The 14,489-nt window shown below is 50.2% G+C and carries 8 protein-coding genes and 1 pseudogene; 6 read left to right on the top strand and 3 right to left on the bottom strand.

Annotation, left to right across the window (positions count from 1 at the left end; genetic code table 11):
- Positions 1 to 35: 35 nt before the first annotated feature.
- A complete protein-coding gene (gene gltB / locus H6G46_RS02225; protein WP_010871646.1) occupies positions 36 to 4,688 on the bottom strand; it encodes a glutamate synthase large subunit in 4,653 nt (1,550 codons plus the stop codon).
- A gap of 221 nt (positions 4,689 to 4,909) precedes the next feature.
- On the opposite strand from gltB, the pseudogene H6G46_RS02230 reads away from it, so the two are divergent.
- Positions 4,910 to 5,567: pseudogene (locus tag H6G46_RS02230) on the top strand (Uma2 family endonuclease).
- A gap of 126 nt (positions 5,568 to 5,693) precedes the next feature.
- Positions 5,694 to 6,932: a PQQ-dependent sugar dehydrogenase gene (locus tag H6G46_RS02235; RefSeq protein WP_010871649.1), complete on the top strand. Its 1,239-nt coding sequence runs from the start codon at positions 5,694 to 5,696 to the stop codon at positions 6,930 to 6,932.
- Positions 6,933 to 7,166: 234 nt separating this feature from the next.
- Here H6G46_RS02235 and H6G46_RS02240 read toward each other — a convergent pair whose 3' ends face one another.
- Positions 7,167 to 8,615, bottom strand: coding sequence for a cobyrinate a,c-diamide synthase (locus tag H6G46_RS02240; RefSeq protein WP_010871650.1), 1,449 nt, complete (start codon positions 8,613 to 8,615; stop codon positions 7,167 to 7,169).
- A complete protein-coding gene (gene cobT, locus H6G46_RS02245) occupies positions 8,612 to 9,721 on the bottom strand; it encodes a nicotinate mononucleotide-dependent phosphoribosyltransferase CobT (protein WP_010871651.1) in 1,110 nt (369 codons plus the stop codon). The genes H6G46_RS02240 and cobT overlap by 4 nt, the downstream gene beginning before the upstream one ends.
- Before the next feature lie 113 nt (positions 9,722 to 9,834).
- Here cobT and H6G46_RS02250 point away from each other — a divergent pair, with 113 nt between their 5' ends.
- The 4 genes from H6G46_RS02250 to H6G46_RS02265 all read left to right on the top strand — a co-directional run bounded on the left by H6G46_RS02250 (position 9,835) and on the right by H6G46_RS02265 (position 14,427).
- Complete coding sequence (locus tag H6G46_RS02250) at positions 9,835 to 11,745, top strand: AMP-binding protein (RefSeq protein WP_014407070.1); 1,911 nt, start codon at positions 9,835 to 9,837, stop codon at positions 11,743 to 11,745.
- Positions 11,746 to 12,089: 344 nt separating this feature from the next.
- Positions 12,090 to 13,256, top strand: a complete 1,167-nt coding sequence (locus H6G46_RS02255) for a response regulator (protein WP_010871653.1) — start codon at positions 12,090 to 12,092, stop codon at positions 13,254 to 13,256.
- A 195-nt stretch (positions 13,257 to 13,451) separates the two neighbouring features.
- Positions 13,452 to 13,817: a response regulator gene (locus H6G46_RS02260; RefSeq protein WP_014407071.1), complete on the top strand. Its 366-nt coding sequence runs from the start codon at positions 13,452 to 13,454 to the stop codon at positions 13,815 to 13,817.
- A 46-nt stretch (positions 13,818 to 13,863) separates the two neighbouring features.
- Complete coding sequence (locus H6G46_RS02265) at positions 13,864 to 14,427, top strand: chemotaxis protein CheW (protein WP_010871655.1); 564 nt, start codon at positions 13,864 to 13,866, stop codon at positions 14,425 to 14,427.
- The last annotated feature ends 62 nt before the right edge of the window (positions 14,428 to 14,489 follow it).

Raw genomic sequence — 14,489 nt, forward strand, 5'->3', positions numbered from 1 at the left:
CAGCCAGTTTAGCCCAGTTCCATCATAAATTTATCCTAACTCCCCCCAATGCGAGCCACATCCTTGGCATTCTCCTCAAACGCCGCATTCAAAGCATCATCGCCGCTCAAACCCGCTTCTAGCGCTTTTTTGATGGCTTGCAATACCCGTTTATAATCCCGAGGCATTACCTTAACGAATTTGGGAATACTCGCTTCCCAATCTGCTAAAACAGCTTTACCTTTGGCGCTGTCGGTGTAGTTAACATGGTTCTGGATTAACTCTTTGAGATCCTTAATTTCTTCGGGATCTTCTAGTTTTTCTAAACCCACCATGGCGGAATTGCAACGGGTGGCAAAATCCCCAGTTTCATCGAAGATGTAGGCCACACCACCACTCATGCCCGCCGCAAAGTTTCGTCCTGTTTGACCAAGAACCACGACTTTACCGCCGGTCATATATTCGCAACCATGATCGCCCACCGCTTCCACCACCGTATTGACGCCGGAATTGCGGACACAGAACCGTTCCCCCACCATGCCGGAAATATAAACTTCCCCAGCAGTGGCGCCATAGAGACAAACATTACCGGCAATGATGTTTTCCGAAGCGATAAAACTAGAGCCTTTGGGGGGATAGACAATAATTTTGCCGCCGCTCAATCCTTTACCCAGGTAATCGTTGGCATCCCCTTCCAGTTCCAGGGTCATGCCCTTGGGAATAAAGGCCCCAAAACTTTGCCCCGCACTGCCTTGGAAATGGAGATGGACAGTATCTTCCGGTAAACCTTCCCAATGGCGTTTGGTGATTTCGTTGCCGACAATGGTGCCCACCACCCGGTTGATATTGGTAATGGGTAAAGTGGCGGTGACTTTTTCCCCTTTGGCGATCGCCGGTTGGCAGAGATCCAATAACTGGGTGATGTCGAGGGAATGCTGAAGACCATGATCCTGGGGAATTTGGCAATAACGACCCACATCGTCCCCTACTTCCGGCTGATGGAGAATAGTGGAAAGATCAATGCCTTTTGCTTTCCAGTGAGCTACGGCCTTTTTCGGTTCCAGAATATCGGTGCGACCAACCATTTCGTTAATGGTGCGGAAACCCAGTTGGGCCATCACTTCCCGCAGTTCCGTGGCAATAAAGGTCATAAAGTTGACCGCATGGGCCGGATCGCCGGTGAATTTGGCCCGCAGTTCCGGATTTTGGGTGGCAATGCCCACGGGACAGGTATTTAAATGACAGGCCCGCATCATAATGCACCCCAGGGATACCAGCGGCGCAGTCGAAAACCCAAACTCTTCCGCCCCCAGTAAAGCGGCGATAGCCACGTCCCGGCCAGTTTTCATTTGCCCATCGGTTTCCACCACAATACGGGAACGGAGATTGTTCAACACCAAGGTTTGATGGGTTTCCGCTAGGCCCAATTCCCAGGGCAACCCAGCATGTTTAATGGAAGTTTGGGGTGATGCTCCGGTTCCTCCGTCATAGCCAGACACTAGCACCACATCGGCATGGGCCTTAGCCACCCCAGCGGCGATCGTGCCCACCCCGACTTCCGACACCAGTTTGACGTTAATGCGGGCTTCCCGGTTAGCATTTTTCAGGTCGTGGATTAATTCCGCCAAATCTTCAATGGAATAAATGTCATGGTGGGGCGGGGGAGAAATTAAACCTACGCCGGGAGTGGAATGACGCACTTTGGCGATCCAGGGATAAACTTTTTTGCCGGGTAGCTGACCCCCTTCCCCAGGTTTTGCACCCTGGGCCATTTTGATTTGAATTTCCTTTGCTTGGGAGAGGTACAAACTGGTCACTCCAAAGCGCCCGGAAGCCACCTGTTTAATGGCACTGTTTTTGGAATCTCCCTGATCGTTAGTCCAGGTAAACCGTTCCGGATCTTCCCCCCCTTCCCCAGTGTTGGACTTACCACCAATGCGATTCATGGCGATCGCCAGGGATTCATGGGCTTCTTTGGAGATGGAGCCGTAGCTCATGGCCCCGGTTTTAAAGCGTTTCATGATCGCTTCAATGGGTTCCACTTCTTCGAGGGGAATAGATTCTCGGTCTTGGAAATCCAGTAAGCCCCGCAGGGTAAAGAACTTTTGGTTTTGTTCATTAACCAGGGCGGCGTACTGTTTATAAAGCTCGTAATTACCTTCCCGCACCGCCCGTTGTAATAAATGAATGGTTTGGGGACTAAATAAATGCTCTTCCCCATCCTTCCGCCATTGGTACTCACCCCCTACATCAAGGGTATGCAAATCACCAGGGCGAGGAGCAAAGGCATGTTGATGGCGCAAAATAGCTTCCTGGGCAATTACACCTAAATCAGAACCTTGGATGCGGGAAGAAGTGCGGCAGAAATATTCATCAATCACACTCTGATTTAAGCCCACCGCTTCAAAAATTTGGGCACCTCGGTAACTTTGGATGGTGGAAATGCCGATTTTAGAAGCAACTTTAATTACCCCTTTGGTGGCGGCTTTGATATAGTTTTTGCAAGCGGTTTTGTGATCCACATTAACCAGTAAACCTTCGGCGATCATACCGTCCAAAGTTTCAAAAGCTAAGTAAGGATTAATGGCTCCACAACCGTAACCGAGTAGGACAGCAAAATGATGCACTTCCCTCGGTTCCCCAGATTCCAATACTAGACCCACCTTGGTACGGGAACCGTTGCGAATCAAATGGTGATGTAACCCCGACACCGCCAGCAGAGCAGGGATAGCCGCTTTTTCCGCACTAACTTGGCGATCGCTGAGAATGATTAGGTTAGCTCCTTGGGAAATGGCCTGGTCAGCTTCCGTAAACAAATTATCTAACGCAGTTTTAAGGCCCGCTTCCCCTTGGTTCGGATCAAACAAAATGTCTAGGGTGACGGATTTAAATTCATCGTCGTCTAACGCTTTGAGCTTAGCTAGATCTTCGTTGGTTAAAATGGGAGTTTTCAACTCAATTAAGCGGCAACTTTCTGGCCGAGGATCAAGCAAATTACCTTCACCACCAATGGTGGTTTCTGCGGAAGTAATAATTTCTTCCCGAATGGAATCAATGGGGGGATTGGTAACCTGGGCAAATAATTGTTGGAAATAGTTGTAGAGTAATTTGGGCTTGTCAGATAGTACAGCCAACGGAGTATCCGCCCCCATGGAACCGATCGCCTCCACCCCATCCCGACCCATGGGAGCTAGGAGAATACGCAATTCCTCAAAGGTGTAACCAAAGGCCATTTGCCGTTGCCGTAAACTTTCTGCATCGGTGCCAGGAACATTGCCGGGGGAGGGTAATTGCTCCAGGGATTTCAAATTAGCCGCTAGCCATTCACCGTAGGGATGCTGACTGACAATCTCCTGCTTAATTTCTTCGTCGGCAATGATGCGCCCCTGTTCCATATCCACCAAGAACATCCGCCCTGGTTGTAGGCGACCTTTCTTGGCCACCCGCTCCGGTTCAATGGGCAATACTCCTGCTTCGGAGGCCATAATCACCAGATCATCTTTGGTGACGTAGTAGCGGGAAGGACGCAAACCATTACGATCCAACACTGCCCCCATCATTTTGCCGTTGGTGAAGGCAATGGAGGCCGGGCCATCCCAGGGTTCCATCAAACAGGAATGGTATTTATAAAACGCTTTCTTTTCCTGACTCATGGATTCGTGGGCACTCCAGGGTTCGGGAATCATCATCATCACCGCATGGGGTAGGGAGCGGCCAGCCAGATAAAGCAGTTCCAACGCATTATCAAAAATGGTGGAATCACTGCCGTCAATGTTAATCACCGGCTGAACCTTGGCCATATCTTCCCCAAACAGGGACGATTCAAACAGGGCCTGGCGGGCCTGCATCCAGTTGACGTTGCCCCGCATGGTATTGATTTCGCCATTATGGGCAATGTAGCGGTAGGGGTGGGAGCGCTCCCAACTGGGAAAGGTATTAGTGCTAAAGCGGGAATGGACAAGGGCCAGGGCACTTTCCATGTCCGGGTCATGCAATTCCGGATAATACTGCCCCACCTGGGCTGTGGTCAGCATCCCCTTATAAACCAACGTCCGAGCCGATAAACTAGCCACATACCAATAGGTATCAATTTTCGGCGATCGGATTGCCCCGTGGGTCAACTTACGGATTACGTATAATTTGCGCTCAAAGTCCAGGTCATCAGTCAAGCCTTCCGGCCGGGCAATGTAAACCTGTTGCATAAACGGTTCACTGGCGATCGCCGTTTCCCCCAGGGGTTCGTTCTGAGTAGGAATGTCCCGCCAACCCAAAACTTTTAAGCCTTCTTGGGCAACAATGTCATTGAATTTTTGACGAGCTTCAGCCCTGGCCAATGGATCGGGGGAACCGTAAATGTTGCCCACGGCATACTGCCCCGGAGCAGGAATGGTGATGCCTTCCGCCCCGGCTATTTTTTGGATAAATTTATGGGGAACTTGGATTAAAATACCGGCCCCATCCCCGGTGTTTGGTTCACAGCCACAGGCCCCCCGATGCTCCAAATTAACCAACATTTGCAGGCCCTGCTCCACAATATCGTGGGAAACTTTGCCCTTCATCTGCACAATAAAACCTACCCCACAGGCATCATGTTCATTTTGCGGATCGTAAAGACCTTGGACTTGGGGGGCGAGGTGAGAGCTGTTCATAGGACTGGTAACCGTACAAAAGTTTGGAACGAGGGGGTGAAGACCTTCGTGGCAGGGCATTCCCCGGTTTTTGAATTGTAGCGGTCATTACGGGGGGGAGGTAGGTTTCCTTAATGAATCTATTAAGTTTTGCTCAAATTTCAGATTCTTTGTCGAGAAAAGGTAACAAATTTAACTATTTTGTTGTGGTTAGTTCCAGCGTTGAACAATTCCCCCTAAATAATGTCTAAAAGCCATCAGTTAAACTGAAGGTCAGTCCCTAGCTGCTGGAGACCACCGCTATGAGCGTAGCCCTAGATCGGCAAATAGTTTATCCCGACAGTGATGGACAACCCATGGCTGACAACACCAAGCAATTCAGTTGGATTGTTCTATTAAAAGAAAATCTGGAGTGTCTTTTTGCTAATAACTCCGATGTTTTTGTGGCGGGGGATCTGCTCTGATATCCCGTGGAGGGTAAGCCAGAAATCCGGGTTGCCCCCGATGTTTTTGTCGTTTTGGGCCGACCTAAGGGCGATCGGGGCTCCTACCGTCAATGGCAGGAAGGTAATCAACCGCCCCAAGTGGTATTTGAGGTGCTATCCCCCGGTAATCGTCTGAAGGAGATGAACAAAAAAAGAGACTTTGTATGATTTTTACGGCGTAGAGGAATACTATGTCTATGACCCAGATAATAATGAACTGGTGGGTTTGCAACGGTGGCAGGGTAAGTTAACGGTCATTGATGAAGTGGAGTATTGGACGAGTCCCCTTTTAGGCATCCATTTTGAACTTACCCCGGAGAATTTACAGATTTTCTATCCCGATCGCCGTCCATTTTTAAGCACTGTGGCTCTGGCGGCGTTGACGGAACAGGCGGAAAAACGGGCAGAGTTAGCTGAGGCGGAAAATGCTCGCTTGAAGGAGTTACTACGGCAGGCAGGGGTCATTGAGTTTTAACCTCGGCGGGCTTTGACTTTAAATCCATTCTAATCACACTAGCCAAATCAACTGGCCACTAACCCGCCTTCGTTACCGGGGAAATTGTTTAAGGTGGAGTAAAAAGGAACGCAATCAATTGGCGCTATGTTGATCCCATTTCTGTTTAAGCTTACCCTCCCCTTGGCCAGCGGCATTGCCCTCTCAAGCTGTGGAACGTTACCGGAGGCCGACCTTGGAACCGCAGCAGGAAATCAAACTTCTTCTGAGCCGACCAATTCGGTGGAGATTGTGCAAGCTAATCAACCGGAGATTAAAGCAGTGCCAGTGATCGATGGTTTAGAACATCCCTGGGGTATGGCTTGGCTACCCAATGGCGACATTTTAATTACCGAACGGCCGGGGCGACTCCGCATTGTCCGTGATGGCGTTTTAGATCCAGAGGCGATCGCCGGGGTGGTGGCAGTTTCCACGGTTTCTGCCCAACAACTGTTTGCTTCCCAACAGGGGGGCTTACTGGATATTGCCTTGCATCCCCGTTTTGCAGAAAATCGCTTTGTCTATTTCACCTACTCCCACGGCACCCAACAGGCCAATCGCACTAGGGTGGCCCGGGCAGTTTTTGATGGAGAAAAACTGACGGATTGGCAAGTCATCTTTGAAGTGGGACAAACTAAACCCGGCGGTCAGCACTTTGGCTCCCGCTTAACTTGGTTGCCGGACGAAACTCTTTTGGTTTCCATTGGCGACGGCGGTAATCCCCCGGTGGAATTGGAGGGAGATTTTATCCGTCAACAGGCCCAAAATCGGGCTAGTCACCTTGGGAAAATTATTCGCATCAATGACGATGGCACCGTGCCTGCCGATAATCCTTTTCGCAACGACCCCAAGGCGGCCCCGGAAGTTTGGAGCTACGGCCATCGCAATATCCAGGGCTTGGCCTATGATCCCGTTACCCAAAAGGTATGGGCTACGGAGCACGGCTCTAGGGGCGGTGATGAACTGAATTTAATTCAAAAAGGAAAAAACTACGGTTGGCCGGTGGTGTCCTTCAGTAAAGAATACAGTACAGACCAGCCCGTTGCTCCGGCCACATCCCGCCCTGACATGGTGGATCCTCTCCAGATTTGGACTCCGGCTATTGCCCCTTCCGGTTTAACCATCTACAACGGCGATCGCCATCCAGAGTGGCAGGGAACCATTTTTGCTGGGGGGTTAGTGGACAGGGGCATCCGCCATTTACGGCTCGATGAAAATAACCAAATTATCGATGAAACCACTATTTCTATTGGCCAAAGGGTGAGGGATGTGCGCCAAGGCCCCGATGGCCATGTTTATGTTTTAACTGATCAAAATAATGGGCAATTACTGCGACTGGAATCGTAAATCCACTGACTAAAGCTCCAGCAATAATCTAATTTCTTCCCCAAAAACTATCCGCTCTCCCAAACGCTGACTTGCAGCAATTTTAGGAGAGCGGTCTAGGGGGTCAGCTTGGTTGAAACCTGACTGCCGGAAGGAACTTTAAACGTAGCTAATTCGGATTTTTGGGAATAGTTACTCTAAAGAACGGCCCCGGCCCACAGCCGGCTAACTTCAACCAAACGACCCAGGCACATACTACTCTCTACCATGGGCATCACCTCCTGTATTCCTTAACGGTACTGACTTAAAGGGTGGATGCTTCCCAAGGTAACTCAACTTTTTTTGAAAGGCAAGACAAGCGGCTCGGAATTTTTCCACGGTGGAAATTTGACTGCCCCAATGGAGGTGGAGATAGGAAGCCTGAACAGACCCTACACACCATCCATCCGTTGTGTTTTGGTCTATGGCCAGTAGTCCCCGTTGGCGGTAGAGAGCTTGGTTAGGGAGTTTCGTCATCTGGGAACGGTGAAATTCATGGCCTCGTAGGGATTCTGTTTGCCATAACCAACTGTGGGAATTAACCACCTGGGCTTGGCGGTATCCCAAACTGAGTTTTCCCCCCATGGTGACGGCGGTGGGTAACATTTCCAGCATGGGAAAAATTTGTCCCTCAAAGTTAGTTAGGCTTTGGCTTAGGTACATTAAACCGCCACACTCTCCGTAGGTGGGCAATCCCTGGTGAATTAGGGTTTTGAGTTGATCTTTTAAGGCTTGATTTTGGCTTAATTGCTCGGCAAAAAGTTCGGGAAAGCCACCACCAAGGTAAACCCCATCGATCGCCGGCGGAAGTTCGGTATCTTCTAGGGGGCTAAAGGGAATGAGTTCAAAACCACAGTGGGTGAGCAAATCTAGGTTATCAGCGTAGTAAAAGTTAAACGCTTGATCTTGGGCGATCGCCAACCGGGCTTGGGGAGATTTTTGGGGAACATCAAACAAGCTCATAGGACTGGGCAAATTCCTGGGGGTTTCCAAGAGCGGGAGAAGTTTGGGCCAATCCAATTGCTGGGCGGCCACATGGGCTAACTGGTCAAAATATTGCTGAATTTGGGGTAACTCACCACACGGAACTAAACCCAAATGGCGATCGGGCAGAGTTAAATCCTGCTGACGAAAAAATACCCCCAGAATGGGAATACGCAAGGGTTCCAACGCAATTTTGAGCAATTCTAAATGGCGATCACCCCCTACCCGGTTAAGAATTACCCCGACTAAATTTACCCCCGGTTGCCAATGGCGATAACCCTGGACAATGGCGGCAACGGAACCGGATAAACGCTGGCAATCCATCACAAAAACGATGGGCAAATTGAGCAAGCGAGCAATGTGGGCAGTGGAACTGTAATCGGTCAAACCTTGGTAGGGCACCCCGTCAAATAAGCCCATTACCCCTTCAATCAAACTGTAGGGAGTGCCTTGGCTGTGGTAGTGGAAACACCTTTGTACATAGGCTTCGGAAGTTAAAAAGGGGTCTAGGTTACGACAAGGCCGCCCCGTAATTTGGCTGTGGAACATGGGGTCAATGTAGTCCGGCCCCACTTTGAAGGACTGCACCCTTAGTTTTTGCCGGGCCAGGTAGGCCAACATGGCCAGGGTGATGGTGGTTTTGCCGGCACCGCTTCTTTCCCCCGCAATAATTACCGTCATTGTTGTTTTTTTTCCTTGACCTGTCCCAATTCCCGGGTAATTAAATTTTCAATTAACTCTAGCAACTGTTCCTGACCCCAATTTTTGTAAAGGTGGGCGGCGATCGCCATGGCCCCGGCCCCCACCCCTTCTTTGACAAAGCCCTGTTCATAGACCTGCAGTTGAGGATAAACCGACGATGAAAAACTGAGTTGCGGAGCTAGTAGGGACACTGGGGCAAGCAAATTTGCCAGACCCACCGTATCACCACTGGCATCTTCGCAGACCCATTTGGTTGTACCCACCACTAGGCGGGAAAAATCCACTGCTAGATTCTGTTGTCGAGTCAAGGCTTGGATCAGGGCATATACCGCCAACATCTGGGTTCCCCCGGCTAACATCACCCCCGTGCTATGACTAGCGGCGATCGCCATACCGGCCACGACCATTTGCATTGGATCCCCAACGGCGGCCACAACTTCCATGGCATTGAGATGCGGGGAATGATGTTCTAGACTCTGACGCACCAAAGCCAATTTTTGTTGATGGTTGCAATGGGGATGACTACTGTTCACTTTGCCCCCAGCGTCAATGCCTAGACCTAGCAGTACCCCCAGGGCTGTGGTAGTGCCCCCCACCACGCATTCGCTTAGCACTAAGTAACTTTCGGCATGTTCCTGGGCTAACTGTGCGCCCCACTGCAAACCCTGCTGAAAAAGATGCTCCACCAGGGCCAACGGTAACGCTTGCCCTGTGGAAAGACAGCGGGCGGGTTGTCCGTCTAGATTGATGACTGGCACCGCTGGGGGAATGGGTAAACCAGAGTTAAATAAATAAACCGGAGTATGGAGGGCATCCACCAACGCTTTGGTGATGAACACTGGGGAAACCCCAGAAATGAGGGGAGGTAAGGGATAGGTTGCCCCTGCCGTAGTTCCCTTGATTAAAAATTCCGCATCGGCGATCGCCGTCAATTTTCGATCAGCGGGGGTTTTACCCGCCGCAGAAATGCCCGGAATTAAACCAGTTTCCGTAAAGCCCAACACACAGACAAACACCGGTGGACAGTGGCCATGGCGCTCAATCCAGGATAAAGCTTGGTCAGACTGGGTATAAACTGTCAACATATTTCTGCAAGAGTGGGCCCAATTGGGAAAATCAACCTCAAATCCATTGGAATAGCCTTTTTTCAACCGTAAAAATCCAACTTTCTCTCTTCCCTTCTTCCTTCCATCTGATTATGGTTACGCCAATTAACTACCATTCCATCCATTGCCTGGCGGATATCTGGGCTATCACCGGAGAAAATTTTGCCGATATTGTGGCCCTCAACGATCGCCATAGTCATCCCCCCGTAACTTTAACCTATGCCCAATTGCGGGAAGAAATTACAGCTTTTGCCGCTGGCCTACAGAGTTTAGGAGTTACCCCCCATCAACACCTGGCCATTTTCGCCGACAACAGCCCCCGGTGGTTTATCGCCGATCAAGGCAGTATGTTGGCTGGAGCCGTCAACGCCGTCCGTTCTGCCCAAGCAGAGCGCCAGGAATTACTCTACATCCTAGAAGACAGCAACAGCCGTACTTTAATCGCAGAAAATCGGCAAACCCTAAGCAAATTGGCCCTAGATGGCGAAACCATTGACCTGAAACTAATCATCCTCCTCACCGATGAAGAAGTGGCAGAGGACAGCGCCATTCCCCAATATAACTTTGCCCAGGTCATGGCCCTAGGGGCCGGCAAAATCCCCACTCCCGTTCCCCGCCAGGAAGAAGATTTAGCCACCCTGATCTACACCTCCGGCACCACAGGACAACCCAAAGGGGTGATGCTCAGCCACGGTAATTTATTGCACCAAGTACGGGAATTGGATTCGGTGATTATTCCCCGCCCCGGCGATCAGGTGTTGAGCATTTTGCCCTGTTGGCACTCCCTAGAAAGAAGCGCCGAATATTTTCTTCTTTCCCGGGGCTGCACGATGAACTACACCAGCATTCGCCATTTCAAGGGGGATGTGAAGGACATTAAACCCCATCACATTGTCGGTGTGCCCCGGCTGTGGGAATCCCTCTACGAAGGGGTACAAAAAACGTTCCGGGAAAAGTCCCCTGGGCAACAAAAGCTAATTAATTTCTTTTTCGGCATTTCCCAAAAATATATTTTGGCCAAACGCATTGCCAATAACCTGAGCTTGAACCATCTCCACGCTTCGGCGATCGCCAGGTTGGTGGCCCGGTGCCAAGCCTTGGTGCTTAGTCCTCTCCATTACCTCGGGGACAAAATTGTCTACCATAAGGTACGCCAGGCCGCTGGGGGCAGACTGGAAACTCTCATTTCCGGAGGAGGGGCGTTAGCTAGACATTTAGATGATTTTTACGAAATCACCAGCATTCCCGTCCTGGTGGGCTATGGCTTAACGGAAACGGCCCCAGTAACTAATGCCAGGGTGCATAAACATAATTTGCGCTATTCCTCTGGCCGCCCCATTCCTTTCACAGAAATTCGTATTGTTGACATGGAAACCAAGGAGGATTTGCCCCCCGAAACCCAAGGTCTTGTGCTAATCCGTGGTCCCCAGGTGATGCAGGGCTATTACAACAAGCCGGAAGCCACCGCCAAAGTTTTAGACCAGGAAGGCTGGTTCGACAGCGGTGACTTAGGCTGGGTAACGCCCCAAAATGATTTGATTCTCACCGGTCGGGCCAAGGACACCATTGTGCTCAGTAACGGGGAAAATGTGGAACCCCAACCCATTGAAGATGCCTGTTTACGCAGTGCCTACATTGACCAGATTATGCTGGTGGGCCAGGATCAAAAATCCTTGGGGGCTTTGATTGTGCCCAACTTCGATGCATTGCAAAAATGGGCAGAGACGAAAAATTTACAAATCACCGTGCCGGAACCGTCGGCTAGCAGTGAAGGGATGCAGGCTAGTGGTTTGTATGACCCCCAAGTGGTGGGGTTAATGCGGTCGGAGTTGCATCGGGAAGTGCGCGATCGCCCTGGCTACCGAGCCGATGACCAGATTAAGGATTTCCGTTTTATCCCAGCACCATTTTCCCTGGAAAACGGCATGATGACCCAAACCTTGAAGCTCAAACGACCAGTGGTAACCCAAACTTATCAACATTTAATTGACGAAATGTTTTAAGAACCTGTTTATAAAGTCTGATTCTGCCCCCTAAATCCCCCAATACTGGGGGACTTTGACTTAGTTTCCCCCCAAACTTGGGGGGCCAGGGGGGCTTTTCAAACACGATCTAAGGCCTATGGGTAAACTTTTAGTCAGGCCTATCTCTTGAGAAAGACCCTTCCCAGCCTCCCCTAATCGGGGGAAGTGCCTCGAGCTCTGCAAAGGCGGTGGGGTAAATAAAATGCTTGACTCAATTTCTCCCGTGGGTGGGTTAAGGCTAAGAGGGAAAACCCTAGCTTTGGTTGGCGAGTAAGCTTGCGGCAAGTTCGATAAGATATACACATCAATCTTGTGAAAACGCCATGCAGGGAACCCTGAACGAAATTGATCTCCGGAGTATCCTGCGGCTCATTGAATTGGGCCAGCGGACGGGGCAACTTTTCGTTGAGGTCTATCCCCATCAGAGTTGTGGTCGGGTTTTGCTAGACAAAGTTGGCTATTGGTTTTTCTTTTTTGTAGATGGCAAGTTGGTTTACGCTGCGGATCAAGACTGTGGCAATTTGCGCCGCCTCCAGGATTATCTTCGTCACCATGACATTGCTATTCCCCTCGGAGAGATGGAACTGGAAAGCCTAGCCCTGAACCACATTCCCGAATACGCTTGTCTGTGGCAATTACTTTCCAAAAATATTCTCACCCCCGCCCAAGCCCACCGCATTGTTTTAGGCATGGTGCAAGAGGTGCTGTTTGATGTGTTGAGTTTACGCCAGGGAAATTTTGTTTTTGCCTTGGGAAGTGCCCTAGAGCCGCCCCTTACTTCCTTTGCAATTACCCCCCTATTAACCCACGTCGGGCAACAAATCCAAGCTTGGAAACAGTTATACCTACGCATCCAATCCCCCGACCAACCGGTGGCGATCGCCAAGGATCCGGAATTGGCTAGTAAAATACCGGCCAAATTTGCCCAACATTTCCGCAGTTGGACCGATGGAGCCATTCCCCTACGCCAAATCTCCCGCTACCTACAAAAAAATTTGCCCGCCATTGCCCATGGCCTTTATCCCTACATCGAATCAGGGGCGATCGAAATATTTCCGGCCCATGAATCCCAAGGTGAGAACGGTTCAGCCTGGGAAACCTTGACAGACCACACCATCCATAAAGTCGTTTGCCTCGACGACGACTATGCCATTGGGAAACAAATTGAACTTTTTTTAACCAATCAAAACCCCAACTGTGAGGTGGTGGTGCTCCAGGATCCCCTCCAGGCCATGACCACCTTATTGACTTTGCAGCCTGATCTGATCCTTTGTGACATCACCATGCCCCACCTGGATGGCTATGAAATTTGTCGAATGGTCCGCCATGCCCAGCACCTAAGGGCAATTCCGATCATTATGCTCACTGGCAAGGAAGCCTACCTCGACCGACTCCTGGCCCGGATGGCAGGGGCGACGGATTACCTGACCAAACCCTTCACCCAAAAAGAACTAATTTCATTAGTTGAATCTTACTGTAAAAAATCATGATCTTTTGATCATTATCTCCATCCCCCGTCGCAGCACCGACAATTTTGCGGTAAATTGTCAACAACAATGGGCTCCCCAACAAAAAATAATACTGACTGAATTGTTAAGGGAGCGACTATGATGGAAAATAAACCAGGCAGGATTCGCCAATTTGCTTCGGATCCAGGTTTGCAGTGCCAAGCAGAAAGGACTTTTATGAACGCAGTTTTGCTGGTTGAAGACAGCTCTAGTCAGCGCGAGATGATATCTGGCATCCTCAAAGACCATGGCTGGCAGGTCACCATCGCCTGTGATGGGGTGGAGGCCCTGGAAAAATTGCAGAATTTTAGTCCGGACCTAGTGGTGCTAGATATTGTCATGCCCCGCATGAATGGCTATGAGGTTTGTCGACGCATCAAATCCGATCCGAAAACCAAAAATGTGCCAGTGATTATGTGCTCCTCCAAGGGGGAGGAATTTGACCGTTTTTGGGGCATGCGTCAGGGAGCCGACGCCTACATTGCCAAACCATTTCAGCCCATGGAACTGGTGGGCACCATCAAACAACTCCTGCGCAATTGATTGTGGGGTTTTATGAAACTTGGGTTATGGTTATTTAGGGTTTTAGGTGGGGAAATCTATGGTTAGTTCTAATTCCGCTGATATTTTCGTTGATGGCAAACAGGAATTAGATCCGGCGTTTCAGGAACTGCAGGCCCTGGAAGGGGAACTTCATCTCAGATTTTATTTGCCCTCCCGGGAAGAGTTTGCCCTGCCAGCGGTTTCCATTCGAGAAGTGATGCAACAGGAGCCAGACCGCATTACCCCCATTCCTAATGCCTCGCCCCTATTGTTAGGAACTATTAACCTCCGGGGCCAGGTCATTTGGGTAGCAGACCTAGGGCGTTTTTTGGGGAATAATGCCAATCTCAACACCGACCGGGCGGAAATTCCCGTCATTGCGGTGGAAGATCAAGAAACTCTTTTGGGTTTGGCAATCGACTCCCTCGGTAATATGGAATGGTTGGACACGGACAATCTTCAGCCGGCCAACGATGTGCCGGATCACATTGCCCCCTACGTCCAGGGAGAGTGGCAGATTCCCGCTAACGATGCCCCCTCCTCTCCTCCCCAAATTTTGCGCCTTCTAGACCATGTGGCGCTACTCCGATCCGCCCGCTGGGCAACTTGATATATCCAGCTAAGGCAATGGATTTTTATTCACCTTGGCCTACCTAAAACCGACTGAGGAAA

This window comes from Synechocystis sp. FACHB-908 (assembly GCF_014698595.1).
Classification (GTDB): Bacteria; Cyanobacteriota; Cyanobacteriia; order Cyanobacteriales; family Microcystaceae; genus Synechocystis.